The organism is Pseudomonas sp. GL_091, from assembly GCF_057837725.1.
This window is the reverse complement of the sequence record NZ_CM174451.1, coordinates 5,986,636-6,008,564: the sequence shown is the minus strand read 5'-3', so window position 1 is coordinate 6,008,564 and position 21,929 is coordinate 5,986,636. Positions and strand designations below refer to the sequence as shown.

The 21,929-nt window shown below is 58.9% G+C and carries 21 protein-coding genes; 11 read left to right on the top strand and 10 right to left on the bottom strand.

Translation table 11 applies throughout. The annotated features are described in order from the left end of the window. Positions 1-140 precede the first annotated feature (140 nt). The 3 genes from AC3ITY_RS27300 (at position 141) to AC3ITY_RS27290 (ending at position 2,038) form a co-directional block, all read left to right on the top strand. On the top strand, positions 141-1,214 hold the full coding sequence (locus AC3ITY_RS27300) for an ATP-binding protein (RefSeq protein ID WP_489306093.1): 1,074 nt from the start codon (positions 141-143) through the stop codon (positions 1,212-1,214). Beyond that, entirely contained in the window at positions 1,211-1,708 is a 498-nt protein-coding gene (locus AC3ITY_RS27295) for a hypothetical protein (protein WP_489306091.1), read from the top strand. Before AC3ITY_RS27300 ends, AC3ITY_RS27295 begins: the two co-directional genes overlap by 4 nt. A gap of 105 nt (positions 1,709-1,813) precedes the next feature. After that, a complete protein-coding gene (locus AC3ITY_RS27290; protein ID WP_489306089.1) occupies positions 1,814-2,038 on the top strand; it encodes a hypothetical protein in 225 nt (74 codons plus the stop codon). A gap of 48 nt (positions 2,039-2,086) precedes the next feature. Here AC3ITY_RS27290 and AC3ITY_RS27285 read toward each other — a convergent pair whose 3' ends face one another. From AC3ITY_RS27285 to AC3ITY_RS27265, 5 genes are all read right to left on the bottom strand, one after another. Further along, positions 2,087-2,728 (bottom strand): helix-turn-helix transcriptional regulator, encoded by a 642-nt coding sequence (locus AC3ITY_RS27285; protein ID WP_223459754.1) that lies wholly within the window; start codon positions 2,726-2,728, stop codon positions 2,087-2,089. A gap of 90 nt (positions 2,729-2,818) precedes the next feature. Beyond that, positions 2,819-3,946 carry an NAD(P)/FAD-dependent oxidoreductase gene (locus AC3ITY_RS27280; RefSeq protein WP_489306087.1) on the bottom strand — a complete coding sequence of 376 codons (1,128 nt, stop codon included), beginning with the start codon at positions 3,944-3,946 and terminating at the stop codon, positions 2,819-2,821. Positions 3,947-4,089: 143 nt separating this feature from the next. Then, positions 4,090-5,034 carry an ornithine cyclodeaminase family protein gene (locus AC3ITY_RS27275; RefSeq protein WP_489306086.1) on the bottom strand — a complete coding sequence of 315 codons (945 nt, stop codon included), beginning with the start codon at positions 5,032-5,034 and terminating at the stop codon, positions 4,090-4,092. A gap of 138 nt (positions 5,035-5,172) precedes the next feature. Beyond that, the gene (gene rhlB / locus AC3ITY_RS27270) at positions 5,173-6,663 is read right to left on the bottom strand and encodes an ATP-dependent RNA helicase RhlB (RefSeq protein WP_489306085.1); all 1,491 of its coding nucleotides are present in this window, start codon (positions 6,661-6,663) and stop codon (positions 5,173-5,175) included. A 98-nt stretch (positions 6,664-6,761) separates the two neighbouring features. Continuing rightward, on the bottom strand, positions 6,762-7,418 hold the full coding sequence (locus tag AC3ITY_RS27265; RefSeq protein WP_489306084.1) for an alpha/beta hydrolase: 657 nt from the start codon (positions 7,416-7,418) through the stop codon (positions 6,762-6,764). A gap of 468 nt (positions 7,419-7,886) precedes the next feature. On the opposite strand from AC3ITY_RS27265, the gene AC3ITY_RS27260 reads away from it, so the two are divergent. The 6 genes from AC3ITY_RS27260 to AC3ITY_RS27235 all read left to right on the top strand — a co-directional run bounded on the left by AC3ITY_RS27260 (position 7,887) and on the right by AC3ITY_RS27235 (position 14,281). After that, on the top strand, positions 7,887-8,918 hold the full coding sequence (locus AC3ITY_RS27260; RefSeq protein WP_046041975.1) for an amino acid ABC transporter substrate-binding protein: 1,032 nt from the start codon (positions 7,887-7,889) through the stop codon (positions 8,916-8,918). Positions 8,919-8,983: 65 nt separating this feature from the next. Then, positions 8,984-10,165, top strand: coding sequence for an amino acid ABC transporter permease (locus tag AC3ITY_RS27255; RefSeq protein WP_489306083.1), 1,182 nt, complete (start codon positions 8,984-8,986; stop codon positions 10,163-10,165). A gap of 10 nt (positions 10,166-10,175) precedes the next feature. Beyond that, complete coding sequence (locus AC3ITY_RS27250) at positions 10,176-11,273, top strand: amino acid ABC transporter permease (protein WP_477784047.1); 1,098 nt, start codon at positions 10,176-10,178, stop codon at positions 11,271-11,273. A gap of 28 nt (positions 11,274-11,301) precedes the next feature. After that, complete coding sequence (locus AC3ITY_RS27245) at positions 11,302-12,066, top strand: amino acid ABC transporter ATP-binding protein (RefSeq protein ID WP_223459741.1); 765 nt, start codon at positions 11,302-11,304, stop codon at positions 12,064-12,066. A gap of 261 nt (positions 12,067-12,327) precedes the next feature. Further along, positions 12,328-12,987, top strand: coding sequence for a FadR/GntR family transcriptional regulator (locus AC3ITY_RS27240; RefSeq protein WP_489306080.1), 660 nt, complete (start codon positions 12,328-12,330; stop codon positions 12,985-12,987). Further along, complete coding sequence (locus AC3ITY_RS27235) at positions 12,977-14,281, top strand: CynX/NimT family MFS transporter (RefSeq protein ID WP_489306079.1); 1,305 nt, start codon at positions 12,977-12,979, stop codon at positions 14,279-14,281. Before AC3ITY_RS27240 ends, AC3ITY_RS27235 begins: the two co-directional genes overlap by 11 nt. Positions 14,282-14,294: 13 nt before the next feature. Here AC3ITY_RS27235 and AC3ITY_RS27230 read toward each other — a convergent pair whose 3' ends face one another. From AC3ITY_RS27230 to AC3ITY_RS27210, 5 genes are all read right to left on the bottom strand, one after another. Beyond that, a complete protein-coding gene (locus AC3ITY_RS27230; RefSeq protein WP_489311023.1) occupies positions 14,295-14,903 on the bottom strand; it encodes a DUF1120 domain-containing protein in 609 nt (202 codons plus the stop codon). A 121-nt stretch (positions 14,904-15,024) separates the two neighbouring features. Beyond that, positions 15,025-15,639, bottom strand: a complete 615-nt coding sequence (locus AC3ITY_RS27225; RefSeq protein WP_489306078.1) for a DUF1120 domain-containing protein — start codon at positions 15,637-15,639, stop codon at positions 15,025-15,027. Positions 15,640-15,725: 86 nt separating this feature from the next. Beyond that, complete coding sequence (locus tag AC3ITY_RS27220) at positions 15,726-16,868, bottom strand: DUF1120 domain-containing protein (RefSeq protein WP_489306077.1); 1,143 nt, start codon at positions 16,866-16,868, stop codon at positions 15,726-15,728. A gap of 10 nt (positions 16,869-16,878) precedes the next feature. Next, positions 16,879-19,362, bottom strand: a complete 2,484-nt coding sequence (locus tag AC3ITY_RS27215) for a fimbria/pilus outer membrane usher protein (protein ID WP_489306076.1) — start codon at positions 19,360-19,362, stop codon at positions 16,879-16,881. 134 nt (positions 19,363-19,496) lie between these two features. Then, a complete protein-coding gene (locus AC3ITY_RS27210) occupies positions 19,497-20,231 on the bottom strand; it encodes a fimbria/pilus chaperone family protein (RefSeq protein WP_489311021.1) in 735 nt (244 codons plus the stop codon). A 472-nt stretch (positions 20,232-20,703) separates the two neighbouring features. Between AC3ITY_RS27210 and AC3ITY_RS27205 the strand changes: the two genes are divergently transcribed. Together AC3ITY_RS27205 and AC3ITY_RS27200 are read left to right on the top strand one after the other, a co-directional pair. Further along, on the top strand, positions 20,704-21,330 hold the full coding sequence (locus AC3ITY_RS27205; protein ID WP_489306074.1) for a response regulator: 627 nt from the start codon (positions 20,704-20,706) through the stop codon (positions 21,328-21,330). 120 nt (positions 21,331-21,450) lie between these two features. Further along, positions 21,451-21,921, top strand: a complete 471-nt coding sequence (locus AC3ITY_RS27200) for a nuclear transport factor 2 family protein (RefSeq protein WP_489306073.1) — start codon at positions 21,451-21,453, stop codon at positions 21,919-21,921. Positions 21,922-21,929 lie beyond the last annotated feature (8 nt).

Below are 21,929 nucleotides of genomic sequence, written 5' to 3'. Positions count from 1 at the left end.
ACTTGCATCTGAAATGCGACCAAGCATATGCATCGCCTCAGTTTCTCGATGATTCAAGCTTCTGTTTTTTTCCTGAGTCGCGAAGATTCAGCTTCAGGCGCCATGACGCGGGATACGAGTAAAAGGAGAAAGACTTAGTCATGAAAATTCGAGCTATACACACTCTGGAAGCCGGGCCCTTAGGAACGCAGGCGTTCAGTTTGGTTGACTCTTGGTCAGGCGATACGTCGCCAAGGGTTCTGTTGAGCGGGCCGAACGGTTGCGGAAAAACATCATTACTGCGCGCTGTCGCTACTCTTTGGTCGGCTTTTGGATACTGGCTGCATGCACGTAAAACCCTTTTGAAAGCGAATCCGGATCGTGAGTGGTTACAACGTTGGGGGGGCGTAGCAGTCATTTTGGAAGAGGTGCCTTTTGAGGCACCTCCATTGCTTTTAGCCTTCGGGGATCGCGAATGGATCGACCAATTGGCTCTCCAGTATCCAGATGTCTGTGTAGTCGGGGAATCGGTAGACCGTAATGGTAAGAGGGGAGCGCCAGCCCGCAAGCTTATTTGGCCGTTGGAAAGTGCATGGCTGGATGAGTGGAGTCGTGTTCAGCAATTGATGATTGCATCTCCCGACCCGAGTAAATCGCCAAACATGATTTTCCTGGACGCTGAAGAGCGCCGCTGGGTTACTCCAAAACGGCGGATCGGAGAGATGCGCTCTGAAAATTTGCAACAGCGATGGTTGTCCCGTTATGCAGTAACGGACGATTGGGAGGGGCAGCTTGAAGCATCCCTACTGACCATGAAAGTAGCTTCGTTACAGCGCTTTCATAGCTTGATCCGGGATATGAATGCCTTTTTGGGTGGCAAGGAAATTCTGACTGACGTGAAGCTCGGTGAGAATCGTCTGAGAGTGAAACTCAAAGATGGATCTTCAAAAACTCATGGCCTGGACGAGCTCAGTGCGGGGGAGCACCAAGTATTGATTCTGCTTTATCAGATCAATCGCTGGTTGGAGAGTGGTGGTATTGCTCTGATCGATGAGCCCGATCTCTATATGCATCCCTCCCTAGTCGCTGGAATGTTATCTCGCCTTGAGCAGATGGTCGTTGATCGAGGCGGCCAATTGTTGATTACTTCGCATGTTCCCGAAGTGTGGGAGCGATATGAAGCTATTGGCCAGCGACTTATGCTCGGGCAGAACCCAGCAGGAGCTAATGAATGAGCACTGCGAGTGAAAGGAGGGCGCAGATTCGGGACCGGGCAATAGGTAGTCAAGACAAGCGCGTTTTACTTGTTGAGGGTATTGATGACAAGCAGATACTACAGATTTTACTGGATCGCTTTCACACCGGTTGGGAGCGTAAATGGGCGGTAGAGGTCGCCAGTAAAAAGTCGATGGTTCTGGAGATCCTGAGGCTTGAGCCTGATTGGATAGGTCTTGTCGACAAAGATGAGTGGGATGAGGCAGAGCAACAGCGACAGTGCGATGCGCTCCCCAATCTATTGATATTGCCCCGCTTTTGCATGGAAAGTTACTTGGTGATACCTGCTGAGCTTTGGAGAGCAATCCCTGTTGCGCGGCAGGCAGGAGTGGGGGGAGGTTTTGGTCAGTTTGAGGCCAGGCTGACCAGAGACATACGTCGTTATGTCAGGCATGGTGTTCTATGGCATGTCGTCACACCTCTTTGGTCCGGGCTGCGCGCAAGGGGTTTCTAGGAGGTTCTTGCATCGGATTCAGCGCAATGCGTAGCGGCGGTTCAGGACGACCAGGAGATTCTGAGAGTTCTTACTGAGTGGGATGAGTATCTGAATCCAAACGCATTGTTCGACACCTTTCAAAGATTACTTCAGCAAGTTACCGCTATGCCGGTTGAGTCGCAGTTGGCCGGTTGGGTACACGGTAAAACTTTCTGGCGAGAAGTTGTCAATCCAGGCATGAATGAGCTCTTCGGACAAATGCCGGATAAAAATCGACGTAAAAAAATATTTGAGCATTTGCCCGAGTGGCCTGCGGATTTACTGCCACTCAAAGCCTTGCTGAATTAATGCGCATCCAGCGTGGGCCGGGCGAACGGTGAACTTCGGAGGGAAACTTCAGCCCTTCAATTCCTTCAAATGCTTGTACACCGTCGCCCGGCCCATGTTCAGCACATTGGCCACGTAGTTCGAGGCGCTTTTGCCCTTGAACGCGCCTTCGGCGTGTAACGCCAGCACCAGTTCCCGCTTGTGGTCGCGAGTCAGCAGATTCAGGCTCAACTGCCGTTCGCGCAGCCAGGCGTGGAGGAAGGTGTTGATCCGCTCCTGCCAGTCATCGCGAAACAGTGAATCCGGTTGCGGGATCAGCTTGGTCGGCGACAGGAACAGGTCAAGGGCGGCCTTGGCATTTTCGAACAACGAAATATTCAGGTTGATGCACAGCACCGCCAGTGGATGACCCCCGCTATCCCGTAGCACGGTGCTGAGGCTGCGAATTTTCTGACCATCCCAGTTGAGCTTTTCGTACGGCCCGATGTTTCGTTCGCTGACATCGTCGCTGAGCATGTCTTCCAGCGCCGAGTCGTCGCCGATTTCCCGCTTGGACAGGTTGTTGGCGATGTAGTCGACCTTTTGCGTGCGCAGGTCGTGCAGCACCACTTCGGCGTGGGGGAAAAACAACGTGGCGATGGCGTCGGCAATCGCGTGGAAGTTATCCAGGGACGTGTCGTCCAGGGCCGAGTCTTTTTCGGGGGCGTTCATACAGTGGAACTCCAGGCAGCGTCAGCGCCCCATCAAAGGGGCGCTGAAAGTGTGCCGTAATCGTGTGGGTACGTCACCTGAGGATCAGGATCAGCCGAGGCGGGCAGGGGAGAGCATTTCGGCATTCAGGCCGAAACGGCCGAGCGATTCGGGCAACGCGGCGCCGCGCACCAGTGCCGCGCTGGCCTGGCCCATGGCTGGCGAGGTTTGGATGCCATAACCGCCTTGTGCCGCGACCCAGAACAGCCCCGGTACCTGTGGATCGAAGCCGGATAACAAGTCGCCGTCGCTGACGAAGCTGCGCAGGCCGGCCCAGGTGCGGGTCGGGCGGCGAATGGTCAGGGTCGTGGCTTCTTCGATCTGGTAGATGCCCATGGCAATGTCCAGCTCTTCGGGCTGCACGTCGTGGGGTTCCACCGGATCGGCGTTGGCCGGCGAGCCGAGGAACATCCCGGCGTCGGGTTTCATGTAGAAGGATTCGTCGAGGCTGACCAGCATCGGCCAATGGTGGATGTCCACGCCTTCGGGGCCGGCGAAGATGAATGCGGCACGGCGTTTGGGTTGCAGGCCCAGCGGCTTCGCGCCAGCCAGTTCGCCGATCTTGTCGGCCCAGGCGCCAGCGGCGTTGATGATGATCGGCGCGCTGAAGGTCTGGCTGCCGGTCTGGACCTGCCATGTACCCAGGTCGTCGCGGTTCAGGCTGACGACTTCGCTGTCGGTATGCACTTCGCCCTGGTTGCGGCGGATACCGCGCAAATAGCCCTGGTGCAGGGCATCGGTGTCGATGTCGCTGGCGGTCGGGTCGTAGATGGCGCCGTGGACCTTTTCCCGGCGCAAGATCGGCACCAGCGCGCAGGCCTCGTCGACGCCGAGCAATTGCATCTCCGGCACCGTGGTTTTTGCGCTCTGGTATTGCCTGTTCAGTTCGTCCGGGTCACCGGTCAGGTCCACGGTCATTTCGCCGCGCGGGGTCAGCAGCGGGTGTTCGCAGAAACCGCTGGGCGGGTTGTCGAAAAAGTCCCGGCTGGCCAGGGTCAGCGCCCGCACTTGTGGGGTGCCGTAGGCCGCGGTGTACAGTGCCGCCGAACGGCCGGTGGAGTGATAGGCCGGATGGGATTCGCGTTCGAGCACGATCACGCGGCCGTGCTGCGACAGCCAGAAACCCGTGGAAGCACCGGCAATCCCGCCGCCGATGATGATGAAATCTGCCTGGCTCATGAACGTCTCCTGTTGGGGCGTAATTCTCAAAATTGAAGAGATCACCCTGTAGGAGCGAGCTTGCTCGCGATGGTGTGTCAGTCGACATTAATGTGTCTGATACACCATCGCGAGCAAGCTCGCTCCTACAGTTGATCGCGGTGTCAGGGCTGCAGGCGATAGATCGCATTGGCCAGCGCAATGTCTTCCAGGCCCAGGCCGATGGAGCGGAAAAACACATGGCGATCGTAATCGGGGCGCAGGGCTTTTTCGCTGAGCAGGTCGGCCAGGTCGCCGACAATCGCGCCCTTGTCCCAGCCGTGCTGTTCGGCGGCGATCAGCATTTCACCGGCCGAGCCCGGGGTCGTCAGGCGATAGTCACAGAACACCTGCATGTCGTTGAGGCTTTGCGGCGGCACTTCATGGGCACGCGGTGCGTTGGTGCTGATGGAGGTGATCAGCGCCGGTTTGCGCAAGCTCGATGGATCGATCACCGGACCGGCGGACGAGGTGCAAAGCATGATCACGTCGGCGTCCTGAACGGCAGCTTCGCGACTGTCGACGATGTTCAGGCGTGGCTCGATGTTTTTCAGCAGGCTCACGGTTTCGGCGTCTTCGCTCAGGCTCGGCGAGTACAGGCTGATGCTCTGCCAGTCGCGCAGGCCTTTCACATAGTACAGGTGCGCCTGGGCCACTTTGCCGCTGCCGATAATGGCCAGGCGATTGGCTGTGAGTGGCGCGAGGGCATCGACCGCCACGGCGGTGGTGGCCGCAGTGCGCGCGGTGGTCAGTTCGCCTGCATCGCACAGCAACAGCGGCTGGCCGGTCTGCATCGACATCAGCAGCGTCCACGCCGTCACCAGTGGCCCTTGTTCGCGCACGATGTATGGCGACGTCTTGATCCCGTACACGCCATCCTCGGCCAGCACGCCCAGGTAGTTGATGAAATCGCCGGCGCCCTGTGGAAACTCCACCAGTTGCTGCGCCGGTTGTACGGCCTGCCCGGCGGCCAGGTCGCGGAACAGTTTGCGCAGGATCTGCGGCACATCGACCTGCGCCAGTAGCTCGCGAGCCTGGGCTTGGGGGATCACTTGGGGCGTGCTGGACATGGTCGGCTCCGGAGCTTGAGGTAAACTAATTTGTCCATTATGGACTTTTAGTTGTCGCGAGCAAGCTCCTGTTGAAAAAAAGCCGGGCGAAAAAAAAGCGCAGTCCGTTTCCGGCTGCGCTTGTCTTTTCAGCGTCGCTTAATGAGGACGCTTGCGTTCAACGGCCCGCAACAGATGCGTCGGTGGCGTTTCACAGCTGATCTTGCGCCCCAGCTTTTCCTCGATGGACGGTAGCTGGTAGGAGTCGTCTTCACCGGCAAAGCTGATGGACACACCGTCGGCACCAGCACGACCGGTACGACCGATGCGATGCACGTAGTCGTCCGGCACTTCCGGCAGGGTGAAGTTGATCACGTGGCTGATGCCGTCGATGTGGATGCCGCGACCGGCTACATCGGTGGCGACCAGTACGCGGATCTTGCCTTCGCGGAAGCCTTCCAGGGTCTTGATGCGCTTGTGCTGCGGCACGTCGCCGGACAGTTGCGCGGCGTTGATGCCGTCACGCACCAGGCGTTCTTCGATGCGCCGCACTTCATCCTTGCGGTTGGCGAACACGATCACACGCTCCCAACCGTTGTCGTTGACCAGGTTGTAGAGCAGTTTGTACTTGTCGGCACCGGCCACCGCGTAGATGTGCTGCTCGACGTTTTCGTTGGCCACGTTCTGCGACTCGATCTCGACGATCGACGGGTCGGTGGTCCATTGCTTGGCCAGGTTCATCACGTCTTCGGTGAAGGTCGCGGAGAACAGCAGCGTCTGGCGCTCGGACTTCGGAGGCGTCTGGCGAATGATCTGGCGCACTTGCGGGATGAAGCCCATGTCGAGCATGCGGTCGGCTTCGTCGAGCACCATCACTTCGACCATGTCCAGATGCACGTCGCCGCGCTGGTTGAAGTCCAGCAGGCGGCCCGGCGTGGCCACGAGGATGTCGCAATGGCGGGCTTCGAGGTGCTTGAGCTGCTTGTCGAAGTCCATGCCACCGACGAAAGTCATGACGTTGAGGCCGGTGTACTTGGTCAGGTCGGCGGCGTCCTTGGCGATCTGTACCACCAGTTCGCGGGTCGGCGCGATGATCAGTGCCCGTGGCTCACCCATGTAGCGCTCTTTCGGCGGCGGGGTTTGCAGCAACTGGGTGATGATCGAGACCAGGAATGCAGCGGTTTTGCCGGTACCGGTCTGGGCACGGCCGATGGCGTCTTTGCCCGCGAGGGTGAAGCCCAGCACCTGTGCCTGGATCGGCGTGCAATACGGGAAGCCCAGGTCCTGGATGGCGTGCATCAGTTCCGGGGCGAGTTTGAAATCGTGGAAGCGGGTCTTGCCTTCCTGGGGCTCGACGACGAAGTCTTCGAGTTTCCATGGGATGACCGGCGCCTTGGGCTTGGGTTCGCGACGCGGTTTGGCGGGTTTCGGCGTTTCGCTGAGCGGCTGCTCCGGGACTGTTATCGCCGCAGGCTGGGCAACTTTTGCGGTCTTTGGCTCATGCTTGGGTGCCGCGGCGGTGGCGGCTCGTTCAGACTGATTACCGTCGGTGCGGTGGCCGGGAGCGTGAGACGCAGGGCTGGGAACTGGCGCGAGTTGCTCAGTCTCGCTTTTACCGAACATTTTCTTGAGTGCTTTGAGCACGGTCATCTCATCAATTGATTAAGGAATGTACGCCGGCCAGTGTAATGCAAGAATCGGGCGCGGCGTAGGGGGATGGATCAAAGGGCGCTTTTAAACAGAAATGCTTAACGCAAGCGCTCGGCGAGCCAGACGCCGATGTCGCGAATTTCTTCGGGTAACACTTCGTGACCCATTGGGTATTCCTGCCATGTCACGGTGACACCACGCAGCTTCAAATGCTCGTAGGCGCTGCGCCCCATCGAGTTTTGCACCACATCGTCGTACTGGCCGTGCATCGATAGCACCGGGATCCGCTGCTGGCTGGCGGACAGTTGCAGTTCGTCGCTGAAGGTTGGTGCATAAGTAGAAAGGGCAACTACACCACCCAGTGGTCCCTGCCATTTCAGAAACGCGGTGTGGAAAACCACGGCGCCGCCCTGGGAAAAACCTGCCAGGAAAATCCGCGAGGCGTCTATTCCGCTGGCTCGCTGCTGTTCGATCAATTCAATGACGCGATCTGCCGACACTTCCAGTTGCTCGCGGTTGATCGCGCGCGCCGGGCTCATGGCCAGGATGTCGTACCAGCTCGGCATCTCGTAGCCGCCGTTGATAGTGACAGGGCGATGCGGTGCCTGCGGGAGAACGAAGCGGGTACTCAGCAAGGTTTCCTGCAGCGCTTCGGCCACCGGCAGGAAGTCGTAGCGATCGGCGCCCAGGCCGTGCAGCCATATAACGCAGGCGTCTGCGGTCTTTACGGGCTGAAGAATCAAGGGCTCGGTCATGTCTGCTCCAATGTTGTGCGTGCGCGCACATATAAGTGCGTGATCAAAGTGCGCGTCAGGTTGATCCGTTAAGAAAGTGTCGCAAGCGTACAAGTTTTGCTATTGACCTGCAGCTGAACCGCTTCGGCGAGCGGTGTGGTACGGGCTTTGCTATGGAGAAACGGTGCAACACATCTCGCGCCCGGCGGTAACACTATCAGTGTACTGCCGACTGTGGGATAGCAATGAATCCGGTGATGGATGTTCGCCAAGGGCCGCTACGGGGCTTCGCGAACGTGAAAGGGCTACAGCCCGTTCGGCCGACTGGTGAGAGTGAGTTTTCCATGATGTGGATTTTCTCCTACTAGACTCATAGCTAACGTCTTACGTCGGTTGACCCCAAAACAAGCCAACACGGGTCAACTACGCCTCAAAAGGGTGCGACAGGACTCACGCTCCGACACAACAAGAGCAAAACTGGAGGTTTGAATGAAGATGTTGAAATCCACCCTGGCTATCGTGACTGCAGCCGCGGTACTCGGTGTCAGCGGGTTTGCCCAGGCGGGCGCAACCCTGGATGCAGTGATGAAGAAAGGTTTCGTGCAGTGTGGCGTCAGCGATGGCTTGCCAGGCTTCTCGGTTCCGGATTCCACCGGCAAGATCGTGGGTATCGATGCTGACTACTGCCGTGCAGTAGCGGCTGCTGTCTTCGGCGACGCGACCAAGGTCAAGTTCAGCCAGTTGAACGCCAAGGAGCGCTTCACCGCGCTGCAATCCGGCGAAATCGACATTCTGTCGCGCAACACCACCATGACCAGCTCCCGTGACGCGGGCATGGGCCTGAAATTCCCAGGCTTCATCACCTACTACGACGGCATCGGCTTCCTGGTAAACAACAAGTTGGGCGTCAAGAGCGCCAAGGAACTGGACGGCGCAACCATTTGCATCCAGGCCGGTACCACCACCGAACTGAACGTTTCCGACTACTTCCGCGGCAACGGCCTGAAATACACCCCGATCACCTTCGACACCTCCGACGAAAGCGCCAAGTCGCTGGAATCCGGTCGTTGCGACGTATTGACCTCCGACAAATCCCAGCTGTTCGCCCAGCGCAGCAAGCTGGCTTCGCCAAAGGACTACGTGGTTCTGCCGGAAACCATTTCCAAGGAGCCTCTGGGCCCGGTCGTGCGTAATGGCGACGACGAGTGGCTGGCCATCGTGCGCTGGACTGGCTACGCCATGCTCAACGCTGAAGAAGCCGGCATCACTTCGAAGAACGTAGAAGCCGAAGCCAAGGGCACCAAGAACCCTGACGTTGCCCGTCTGCTGGGTACCGACGGTGAATATGGCAAAGACCTGAAAGTGAAGAAAGACTGGGTCGTGCAGATCATCAAGCAAGTGGGTAACTACGGCGAAGTGTTCGAGAAAAACCTCGGCAAGGGCACTCCGCTGGAAATCGACCGCGGGCTGAACGCCCTGTGGAACGCTGGCGGCATTCAATACGCACCACCAGTGCGCTGATGGTTCTATCACCCGGTGGGCCAACCACCGGGTGATGTTCTGTTCCATTATTTCCGGGGCACTTCATGCAAAATTCAATCGGCGCACCAAAGCAGAGGCTCAGCCTCAGCGATCCACGCGTGCGTGCTTGGCTATTCCAGATCATCACCATTGTCGCGGTGGTCTCGATGGGCTGGTATCTGTTCGATAACACGCAGACCAACCTTCAGCACCGGGGCATTACCTCGGGCTTCAGTTTTCTGGAGCGCAGTGCCGGTTTCGGCATCGCTCAACACCTGATCGACTACACCGAATCGGACACTTACGCCCGGGTGTTTGTCATCGGCCTGCTCAACACTTTGCTGGTGACTGTCATCGGCGTGATCCTGGCGACGATCCTGGGTTTCATCGTAGGTGTAGCGCGGCTGTCGAAGAACTGGATCATCGCCAAGCTGGCGACGGTGTACGTGGAGGTCTTTCGCAACATTCCGCCGCTGCTGCAAATCCTGTTCTGGTACTTCGCGGTGTTCCTGACCATGCCGGGGCCGCGCAACAGCCATAACTTCGGCGACACCTTCTTTGTCAGCGCCCGCGGCCTGAACATGCCGGCGGCGCTGATGGCGGACGGCTTCTGGCCGTTTGTGGCCAGCGTTGTAGTCGCCATCGTCGCCATCGTGCTGATGAGCCGCTGGGCCACCAAGCGCTTTGAAGCCACCGGTGTGCCGTTCCACAAGTTCTGGGTTGGCCTGGCGTTGTTCCTGGTGATCCCGACACTGGGCGCACTGATCTTCGGCGCGCCGCTGCACTGGGAAATGCCGAAGCTGCAAGGCTTCAACTTCGTCGGTGGCTGGGTGCTGATCCCGGAACTGCTGGCGCTGACGCTGGCCCTCACCGTGTACACCGCGGCGTTCATCGCCGAGATCGTACGTTCGGGCATCAAGTCGGTCAGCCACGGCCAGACCGAAGCGGCGCACTCACTCGGCCTGCGCAACGGTCCGACCCTGCGCAAGGTGATTATCCCGCAAGCCCTGCGCGTGATCATCCCGCCGCTGACCAGCCAATACCTGAACCTGGCGAAGAACTCCTCGCTGGCGGCCGGCATCGGTTATCCGGAAATGGTCTCGCTGTTTGCCGGTACGGTGCTGAACCAGACCGGTCAGGCGATCGAGGTGATTGCCATCACCATGAGCGTGTACCTGGCGATCAGTATCAGCATTTCCCTGCTGATGAACTGGTACAACAAGCGCATTGCGCTGATCGAGCGGTAAGGAATAGCGCATGAGTACTCATACTTTCAAACCTGACATGCCGCCACCGAGCAAAGTCTTTGGGCCGGTGGCGTGGATGCGCGCGAACATGTTCTCCAGTTGGCTCAACACCCTGCTGACCCTGTTTGCCTTCTACCTCATCTACCTGGTGGTGCCGCCGATCCTGCAGTGGGCCATCCTCGACGCTAACTGGGTCGGCACGACCCGCGCCGACTGCACCAAGGAAGGCGCCTGCTGGGTGTTCATCCAACAGCGTTTCGGCCAGTTCATGTATGGCTATTACCCGCCGGAACTGCGCTGGCGTGTGGACCTGACGGTGTGGCTGGCGATCGTCGGCGTGGCGCCGTTGTTCATCTCGCGCTTTCACCATAAAGCGGTGTACGGGCTGAGCTTCCTGGTGCTGTACCCGATCTTTGCCTACTTCCTGTTGCACGGTGGCATCTTCGGCCTGACCAACGTGGCGACCAGCCAGTGGGGCGGCCTGATGCTGACCCTGGTGATCGCCACCGTCGGCATCGCCGGTGCGCTGCCGCTGGGGATTGTCCTGGCTCTGGGCCGTCGTTCGAACATGCCGGCGATTCGCGTGGTCTGCGTGACCTTCATCGAGTTCTGGCGCGGCGTGCCGTTGATCACGGTGCTGTTCATGTCCTCGGTGATGCTGCCGTTGTTCCTGCCTGAAGGCATGAACTTCGACAAGCTGCTGCGGGCGCTGATCGGCGTGATCCTGTTCCAGTCGGCCTACGTGGCCGAGGTGGTGCGTGGCGGTCTGCAAGCGATTCCAAAAGGTCAGTACGAAGCAGCGGCGGCGATGGGCCTGGGTTACTGGCGCAGCATGGGTCTGGTGATTCTGCCGCAAGCCCTGAAGCTGGTGATCCCCGGCATCGTCAACACCTTCATTGCGCTGTTCAAGGACACGAGCCTGGTGATCATCATCGGCCTGTTCGACCTGCTCAACAGCGTCAAGCAAGCCGCCGCCGACCCGAAATGGCTGGGCATGGCCACCGAAGGCTATGTGTTCGCCGCCCTGGTGTTCTGGATTTTCTGTTTTGGTATGTCGCGCTATTCCATGCATCTGGAACGCAAGCTCGACACTGGCCACAAGCGCTAAGTCGCTACCTAATTTAGGAAGTTTTGTGATGAGCGAAGCAATCAAACAGCCTGTGAGCCCTGAAGGCATTATTCAGATGCAGGGCGTAAACAAGTGGTACGGTCAGTTTCACGTACTCAAGGACATCAACCTCAACGTCAAGCAGGGCGAGCGTATCGTGCTGTGCGGCCCATCGGGTTCCGGCAAATCCACCACCATCCGCTGCCTCAACCGTCTGGAAGAGCACCAGCAGGGCCGTATCGTGGTCGATGGCGTGGAACTGACCAACGACCTCAAGCAGATCGAAGCGATCCGCCGTGAAGTCGGCATGGTGTTCCAGCACTTCAACCTGTTCCCGCACCTGACCATCCTGCAGAACTGCACGCTGGCGCCGATGTGGGTGCGCAAGATGCCCAAGCGCAAGGCCGAGGAAATTGCCATGCACTACCTGGAACGCGTACGCATTCCGGAGCAGGCGCATAAATTCCCGGGGCAACTGTCCGGCGGTCAGCAACAGCGTGTGGCGATTGCCCGCGCACTGTGCATGAAACCGAAAATCATGCTGTTCGACGAACCGACCTCGGCACTCGACCCGGAGATGGTGAAAGAGGTGCTGGACACCATGATCGGCCTGGCCGAAGACGGCATGACCATGCTTTGCGTGACCCACGAAATGGGCTTCGCCCGCACCGTGGCCAACCGCGTGATCTTCATGGACAAGGGCGAAATCGTCGAGCAGGCGGCGCCGAACGACTTCTTCGACAAGCCTCAGAATGAACGCACCAAGCTGTTCCTGAGCCAGATCCTGCATTGATCGAACCCAGGCACTGAAATAAACCCGGACCGAGTGCCGGGTTTATTTTTGCCTGAAATTTTGGACCCTGTGGGAGCGAGCCTGCTCGCGATGGGCGTGAACGATGACGCGTTCAATTTGGACACTGCGTTGCCGTCACATTCATCGTCGGAACGCCGCCCGGAGCAGGCTCGCTCCTACAGGGATCGCCTTGCTCTCTCGGATGAAGCTGACTAACATGTCAGAAAATTCATCCTATGATTGGATGAGAGGGCGAATTCCATGTCAGAAATTTCTCCATTGGTGAAACGATCCCTGGTCGATCAGGCTCTGGATCAGTTGCGCCTGCGCATCAACCAAGGGACCTGGGTCGTGGGCCAGCGTTTGCCCACCGAGCCTGAGTTGTCCGCCGAACTGGGCATCAGCCGCAACACCGTGCGCGAAGCCATGCGGGTGTTGGCGTTTTCCGGGTTGATCGAAATCCGCCAGGGTGACGGCAGTTACTTGCGGGCAGTGGTCGATCCGCTCGATACCTTGAAGGCGCTGTCCCGTTGCTCCCTTGAGCAGGCCCGGGAAACCCGGCACATCCTCGAAGTCGAGGCCATCGGTCTGGCAGCCATGCGCCGTACCGACGAAGACCTGGTGGCATTGCGCGAGGCCCTGGGTGTCAGCGGCAGCCACTATCACGGCGATCTCGACACCTACATCGCCTGCGATCTGGTGTTCCACCGCCGTCTGGTGGACGCCGCGCACAACCCGACCCTTAGCGAGTTGTACCGCTATTTCTCCAGCATCGTCGGCGCGCAGTTGCGCCAGACCCTGAGTATGGTCCCGCGCCGCCAGGAAGTGTTCGACTTGCACATCGAACTGCTCGATGCCGTCGAGCAACGCGACCCGGAACGGGCCAAAGCCCTGTCGAGGCAGTTGATCAATGAACCTTGAAACCGAGAAGTCCATGCACCGCAGTGATTTATCCACAGCCCCCAAACGCTCGGCAGAGCTGGAAGAGCTGTTGATCGACGCCGAGGCCGATGACGAGCAGGTCCAGCAAACCCACCCGGTTCTGCGCCGGCCCTGGCTGTTGCTGCTGGGCCTGATTCTAGTGGCGCTGAACCTGCGCCCGGCGCTGTCGAGCATGGCGCCGATGCTCAGCGAGGTCTCGAAGTCCCTTGGCTTGTCGGCGTCCACGGCGGGATTGCTGACCACGTTGCCGGTGCTTTGTCTTGGCCTGTTTGCGCCGTTGGCACCCGTGCTGGCGCGGCGATTTGGTGCTGAGCGGGTGGTGCTGGGTATTCTTCTGACCCTGGCGGGCGGGATCATCCTGCGCAGTTCGTTCGGTGAAATCGGCCTGTTTGCCGGCAGCGTGCTAGCCGGTGCCAGCATCGGCGTGATCGGCGTGTTGCTGCCGGGCATCGTCAAGCGCGATTTCCCGAAACAGGCCGGGACCATGACCGGCGTCTACACCATGGCCCTGTGTCTGGGCGCGGCGATGGCGGCAGGTGCGACCGTGCCGCTCAGTGAGCATTTCGACAAAAGCTGGGCACTGGGTCTCGGCTTCTGGGTCATTCCGGCGTTGGCGGCCGCACTGTTCTGGTTGCCGCAAATCGGCCAGAAACACGGCGCGCACAACGTCGCCTATCGCGTTCGGGGATTGCTGCGCGATCCGCTGGCCTGGCAAGTGACCTTGTACATGGGTCTGCAATCGTCCCTGGCCTACATCGTGTTCGGCTGGTTGCCGTCGATCCTGATCGGGCGCGGCCTGACCCCGACCCAGGCCGGACTGGTGCTGTCGGGTTCGGTGATCGTGCAACTGGTCAGCTCCCTCGCCGCGCCATGGCTGGCGACACGCGGCAAGGATCAGCGCCTGGCGATTGTGATCGTGATGGCCCTGACCCTCGGCGGTCTGTTCGGCTGTCTTTACGCCCCGATTGAAGGTCTGTGGGGCTGGGCGATTGTGCTGGGGTTGGGGCAGGGCGCCACGTTCAGCCTGGCATTGACCCTGATCGTGCTGCGCTCGCGTGACTCCCACGTCGCGGCGAATCTGTCGAGCATGGCCCAGGGCTTCGGTTACACCCTGGCGTCCATGGGGCCATTCGCCGTCGGTATCGTGCATGACTGGACCGGCGGCTGGATGGCCGTGGGCTGGATTTTTGGCGTCATTGGCCTCGGTGCGATCATCGCCGGGCTCGGTGCCGGGCGGGCGCTGTATGTGCAGGTCAGCAGTGAGAAACTTTAATCGCGGCGCACGCCTATAAGTAGAGAACCTCCAGGGTCGCCGAGCCATCGAGTGTTGCATCGTCACTCAAGTCCAGGGTTGAGGTGGGGGCAATGACCGTGACGATCGTAACCCGACTGCTCAGGTTCTGAATCGCGACAGGGCCTGCAGTGCTGCCGGCCACATCGGTGAAACCCAGGTAGCTTTGGGCGGCAATCGGTATGGGGCTGGACCTGGATGAACTCCACGCCCGCCCATTGGTGGTGGAATCGGTTCGATACACTTGAGGCAGAGCGTCCACTACGGTGTTGGCGGGATCGAAGTGCAGCGAATACAGGCCGATCCTGTTGCCGCTACGGTCGAACTGCAGGCCATAGTAGATCTCACTGTTGACGATGGCCGAGCCTTCCCGGTTGTCCCGCATGATCAAGGCGAAACGGGCAGGTGCCGTGCAGCTGATGTTGAGGTCGAGGGATTCGTCACGCAGTTGCGTCCTTTTGTCGATGCTCAGGTCTTGCCGGGAGATTATTCCGTAGTCGACAAGGCCATTATTGGAAAAAGTCGGAGTGCAGGCGACCGGGGTAATGGTGCCGTTGACCGTCAGGGGGGCGGGCGCCGCAAGGACGTCCGGCGCGGTACTCATCAACAGCGCTGCCGAGAGAGCGATGGGGAAAGACTTCAACGATAAAATCCTTTTTCGCGGGAAAGGAAACGGCGCTGAACCGCCCGCGTATTCAATTGACGGGCGGTTCAGTGCTTTGGTCTTACAAGTACTTCACATCAAAGGTCATATGACCATTGATAGGGGTGTCATCGCTCAGGTCAAGCGAGTCGGCCCGGGCAATGTACGTATCAACCTCAAAATTAAAAGTTACATCCTTACCGGCAATTGGTATATCAGCGCCCGATGCAGCAATGGACAAGAGGGTGTCAGGCTCTGCGCTAGTTGCTTTAGTCCAGTTTGCTCCGTTGTTGGTTGACTGGATCGCGTCGTACGAAGTGCTGTTTTCCTCGATTGTCTTGATTTTTGGGGTAAAGTAACCCAATTCGGTTCTAGCTTTATCCAAGCCAAGACCGAACCCCCCCGGACCATTCCACGTGCCTGCTTGATGGTCGATGTGATTCACTGCGAATTTGATTGCCGCGTCGCAATTCACAGTCAGTGCCAGGTCGCTAGTGTCAATTAGAGTATTGCTAGTTGGCTTAAGGTCTTTGGATGAAATCTTTCCGAGATCAATGTTGCTGCTGGACAGAGTGGGTGTGCAAGCGGCTGGAGTGATCAGGCCTTTGACCCTCAGGTCAGTGCTCGACGCTGCGAGAGCAAAAGGAGCGGCGCTGATCAGTGCCGTTGTGGTGAGTGCTACGAAGTACTTTTTCATGAGTGAAGCTTCCTTTCTTTCGTTGTTGACCTTGAATAGCCCGAAGCGCTTGATTGCACCTCGGGTTCAACAAGGCAGGGTGGGTGTTATGGGTAAAGCATTTCGATAGTCGCTGAGCCGTCGAGGTGAACGGCGCTGCTAAGGTCCAGGCTCGCGGTGGGGGCGATGACGGCATCGACCGTAACTGTGGTTGTGAGGTTTTGGACCGAGGCCGGCCCTGCGTTGCTGGCGGCGCTGTCGGTAAAACCCAGGTAGCTTTTCTGGGCGATCGGTATGGGGTTTGAACTGGAGGTGCTCCAGGCCATGCCTTGGGTGGTGGAGTCGGTTCGATACACGCGGGCAAAGCTGTCCGCGCTGGCGTTGGCGGGATCGACATTCAATGAGTACAGGCCAATCCTGTTGCTGCGCTTATCCAGACCCAGTCCGTAGTAAATCCCGCTGTTGACCGTCGCCGTACCTGGGCGGTTGTCATGCATGACAAGGGCAAATTGCGTCGGTGCGTCGCAGCCAACCCGCAGGGTCAATTCCTTGGGTGGCAGTTGGGTGCTTTTGTCGGAGTTCAGGTCGTTTATCGATAACCGACCGAAATCCACCAGGCCGCCATTGGACAGATCCACGTTGCACGCGGCAGGTGCGAAACTGGCGCGCAGGGTTAGCTCCCTGGAGCGGCCCGTAGCGACCGCGTCGAACAGGCCGGTGGTTTCCCAGACAAGGGTGTCACGTACCTGCAACGCTTTTTCTGGCGCCCAGGCTGTCAGTTCCAGTTGCGCCGACAGGCTTTGCCCTTGTACCGCCACCCCACCCCGAACCGGAACGATCGCCTGTTGCGGTCGCCAAAGCAGACTTGAAGCGGCTTCTTCGGGTACCTGGCCGACGGCGGAAATCTGGCCCAGGTCCACCGGTTGCCCATCGAGTACGGCGTCCCCCATGCGCACGGCATAGCTGCCGTGCTCGGTAAAGCGAAAGCGCTCGGCGGTCGCTGCCATTGCGCGGTAGAACAGGGTCATGTTAGTGGGTTGTGGGCAGTTCAGGTTAAGGCCCAGGCGGCGCTCGCCCAGTGGCTGTTCTGCGGGGGCATTGGCGCGTATTGCCCGATTCATCAAGCCGTAATCGAGTACCGGCTGACTCAAGGTGAGCTGGCATTCATCGGCGAGCGCCCAGGCCTGTGGCGTGAGTCCGCTCAACATCAGCGTGCCGAGTGTTAGCAGCAAAGGGCGGGACAGCTTCATAGGGTCATCCTTAAAGAGCCCGGCACTGGGCAGTGGCGGTCTCGTAATACACTTGGGTATTGGCCTTGGCGGGCAGCTCGAATCGCAGTTCGCAGCGCTCCAGCCCCGGTGCGGTTATCCACAGGTCACGGGTGTCCAGGACGTTGGACAGAAACACCAATCCCCCTTCTTGAACGAGCGTGACGAACTCACCGTTTGCGCTGCTTACCGTCGCGCCACGGGGCAGGGGGGCACCGTTGTCGGTGGTGACTTTGAGCAAGGCACGACGGGTCAACGTGACACCGAACTCGACTTTGTCGACGGCTCCGCGCCCGGCGGAAACCACGGCCAGTCCGTTGTTGATATCGAGGTTGCGTGGCAGTGAGCGGGTGTCGACTTCTATCGGGCTACGACCATAGGCGCGCACTTGAGGAGCCACGGCGTGACCTTGCCAATCGGTCCAGACCGGACCGCTGGGGGTCGAGACTTTGATGGCGCTCGTATCGCCTACCGAAAGCAGCGCGAAGGTGTCCCGTACGGGGTATGGCGATAACGTCAAGCCGTCGCCGTGCAGCACCGCGCCGCCACGCGCGCCAATTTGATAGCTGGAGCGTTCGGCATCGGAGCGGGTGTAGCTCAAGTCCAATTGGCTGTAGCGCGGCAGCAGGGAAACCCCTGCCGAGGACTGCACTTGTTTGTCTCGGGAGTCGTGTTCAACGCCGACCCGGTAACTCAACTGGTCGTTGATCTGTTCGTTCAAGCCGACGCCGCTGCGGTATTCGCCAGCGGAACTGCGTATCCAGGTGCGGGCTCGACGGCTTTCACCCAGTGGAATACTCAGGCTCAGGTAAACACTGTCGTCGCTACGTTGGGTGCCGCTGACTTGCCATTGCGCCGTGGTCGACAGCGACACGCCGCCGATCTGGGTGCCCCAGGACGCCAGGGCGCGGCTGCTGTTTTGTCCGTCGAAAGTCGTTGAACGATTGAAGCCGCTGCTGAACGCGCCAAGCCCGGGGTGAAACCAGGCCAGCGACAGGCTCTGCTGATCGCGGTAACGCGTCTGGCTGCGCGCCGAGTGAGTATCGAATACTGCCTCCGACAGTTCGCGAAAGCCGAAGGTGCGGTGCGAAGTTCCGGCATTGATCGACCACTGCTCCCCCATGCGTTGCGAAACATTCAGGTCGGCCTGAAGCCCACTGTCGGCCTGGCGGGTGCTGGTGTCGGTCGCTTGCAGGGTGGCCTGGATCTGTGTGTCGGGCCCTGGCAGCAGGCCCAGGCCTGCGCCCGCAGCGCGGTAGTCGGTGGTCCCCGTGGCACCGGTGGTAAGCAGGACATTCGGGTTGAGTGCTCCGCTCCAGCCACCGCTGATCACCCAGGGCTCGCCGCTCTGTGCAGCGCCGAGACTGCGTACCTGGCCGGCGGCCAGCGAAAAGCCGGGAGCCGGCAGGCCAACGCCGAGCATGGCGACGGGGACCGTGAAGCGTTGCTCGCTACCATCCGCTTCCTTGACAGTGACTTCGACATCGGAGCGACTGTCGAGCCGACGCACGTTACTAAGGGAAAACGGCCCAGCCGGCACCACTGTCGAGTGGATCAGCGAACCGTTCTGCCGGATTTCGACCTGAGCCTGGCTGTGAGCAATCCCTTCGATGGGATTGCTTTGGCCTTCGACCTGGAGCGCCTGCTCGGTCATGACCTGGACGCCGGTGATCTGCGCGCCGGCCAGTACCGGGTTGTAGAGATTGACCTGACCTGCTTGAAGCACCGTCTCATGGCTGGCAAAGGTGCGCTGGGCGTAAGCCGTCAGGTGAGTGGTGCTGGACACATCGTTCTGCCAGGTCTGCACCTGACGACTGCGCACAATCCAGTCGCCGGCATTGAAACCGACTTCGGTATTGGCCGAGAGGTAGCGGTTCGATTGACTGCCGTATTGGCTGTGAAGGCAGTTGACGTCGTAGTTGAGTAACCCGGCGATACCGCCGGTTTGAAAAGCAGAGATATCGCGGACAGCCGGACGTATCGCCTGGGTGGGCACTATCAATGAAAGGCCGAGGTTGGCCGGGTCCTGTTCGATTCGGGCTTGCGGCCAGGTGGCGAGCGTATCGAAACAGCCTTTGTCGTTGGCTGGAGTTGGGGGTACGGTCAGGTTTGCCGCATCGAGCAGGGCACGGTCAAAGCACAAGTCGCCTTCGCGGTTGAATGTGACGTCCACCCGGCCACTACGCATACCATTGACCGTGAGGGTGATCGGATGTCGGCCAGGGGTGAAGTTCGGAGCGGCCAGCAGCAGGGTTGCGAGACTGGGATCGATACCGCGTTGACTCAGCATTTTCTGGTCGAACGAAGTCAGCAACGAAGCATCATTGAGATCTTCGGCATAGGCGTTGGTCCCCATCACTACATTGCTTAGCAGCAACACCATGCCGGTACGAAGTCGCGACAGATGAGGGAGTTTGCGGATCACCCGAATCGCAGGCATGGCTTCGCCATCACGGTATTTCAATACGGTGTTCATAAGGTTCACTTGGGTTATGTCTGGGTGCCGGCTTGATCCGCTACGGCTTCCGTCACACATGCTGCGAAGGCAAAACGGGCCGTCACGTTGAAATGTCGACGCCTGCCTTTCCCTGTACAGCGCTATCGGTGGCGTCAGTTCCAGGGGGCGAGCGGCGCGTCATAGGGCGGCACAGAAAAGCCATAGACGGTCGCTGGGAAAATTCGAATCTGGGTGGCAGCCTTTGCAGGGACCGAAACGCTGATGTGGTCACCAGGCAACACGTAGGTTCGCGGTAGCAGTGCAGCGCTCCCGGAAGGCAGCAGTTGTACTTCCTGAGCCAGTCGAACGACATAAGGTGTTTCGTTGCGTACGGTCAGTTGACCATCCTGCAGCGACCATTTCAGATCGGTCCATGGTGTGCGGTTGCGCGCCAAGCCAGCGGGGTGAAGGATGATCGGCAGGTTCTGGCGCACCGACACACCCACACGGGCACGCCCGGCTTCGGGAGCGGATTTGTCTTGGGGGATGCCTTCAAAAATCACTCGTTTCAAACGCTGGGTGAGCAGGGGTTTTTCTGATTGCAGGATGAAGCGCACCAATTGTGACTTGGAGGCTTCAACGCGTGCCAGTGGAGGGGTCACGAACACCAATGGCTCGGTGTCTTCGGGAATGTCTTCGATGGTGATATGTAGCAGTGCCAGGTTGGCGTCGGTATTGGTCACCGATACAGCGGTTTCCCCGTTGGCTTCATTGACGATGACCACTGAGGTATTGGGCACCATGCCGTCGGCGTGAGCCTGCGCGGTCAACAGCAGAGCGCATGCACCGATGCCCGTATGGGTCAAGCGGCGCACCTGCTTCAAAAATATTGTGTTGATGTCTCTCATTGAAATTCCCGGATAAAAGACCGTTGGCATGGCTCGCAGTACAGGTACCAAAGGGATTCTGTGAGTAAGCGTGCAGTGCGCAGGGTCATTGGCGTCTCGTTCATGTATTCGATAGTCAGGCGAGAGTGAGCGCAGTTCTGTGCAGGTACGGCCGGACTGCTTGGTAGACCGCAATTTAGCGAGCAGGCGGAGCGGGAGGAATGCAACTAGTACGAAAAGAGAGGGGGGGATGTATGAAAGAGTTTTGCGGACTACGTAACGTTTTCTAACGAGGAATCCTTTGGTAATAGCCCTCCTGCGTAGTCTTCAGCGCGCTGCAATGTAGGAACCATCTATTTGTTAGATGGGCAAAGAGTTAGCCCATTGAATACATTGAGGATGTGACGTTAGAGGTTTTTTCGGGGCGTTGTGGAGGGGGGAAGAACGGCGCTATTTTCCGCGCCATTGCGCCACAAGCAGGAGGTATCCCACAATGCGAGTCGTAATTGCTGACGATCATTCAGTCGTTCGAGTCGGGCTGCGCATACTCATCAACGCCAGCCGACGATGCGTGATCGTCGGCGAGGCCGACAGTGCCGACAGCCTGATGAATCTGCTTTCAAGCACGTCCTGCGACCTGCTGATCACTGACTTCTCCATGCCGGGCGGGCAACAGGCCGATGGTTTGAAAATGTTGAGTACGATTCAACGCCTTTACCCAGCCTTGCCGATCATTCTGGTAACGATGTTTACCAGTGTGGCGACGGCAAGGGCGGCGTTGGCTCAAGGCGTGATGGCCGTCGTCACCAAAACCGCCTCGGCGACTGAACTGCCTCTTGCAATCAATGCGGTGCAGGAAGGGCGCAGTTACCTCAGCGAGTCCCTGCGAACGCTGCTGGTCAACACCCGCAATCAGCTGCACGAATCGCCACTGTCAGCCAAGGAGCACGAAGTGGTCCGAATGCTCGCCAGTGGCATGACCGTCAGCGAAATCGCCATTCACTTCAAACGCAGCGTATCGACCATCAGTAAACAAAAGAACATGGCCATGCGACGGCTGGGTATTTCCACGGACGTTGATCTTTTTTCCTACGCCCGGGACAACGGAATGTCGTACTGAAATGAAGTGAATAATCATCGCGTTATTTTCGTCATGAATGCCGATAGTGTTCGATGCATTTGCAGATTATCGTGCAGGCAATCTTTCGAAGCCATTATGCAAATCCAGGGGAACCCACAAATGAGTGAAGCCCATAGCGCCTTGATCACCCGTTTCTACCAGGCTTTCCAGCGCCTGGATGCCGAAGCCATGGCGGCCTGCTACACCGATGATGTGGTGTTCAGTGACCCTGCGTTCGGCGAGCTTCGCGGTCGCGATGCCGGTGACATGTGGCGCATGCTGACCACGCGGGCCAAGGATTTTTCCCTGACCTTCGATCATGTGCGCGCCGACGAGCGCAGCGGTGGTGTTCATTGGGTCGCGACCTATCTGTTCAGCCAGACCGGCAACACCGTGGTCAACGATATCCAGGCGCGTTTCATCTTCCGTGACGGCAAGATTTGCGAACATCACGACAGTTTCGATCTATGGACCTGGTCGCGTCAGGCGTTGGGTTTCAAAGGCCTGTTGCTGGGCTGGACGCCACTTGTTCGCAAGGCCGTTCGCGCGCAGGCTTTGAAGGGGCTGAAGGCATTCCAGGCCAGTCGCTGATAAGATCG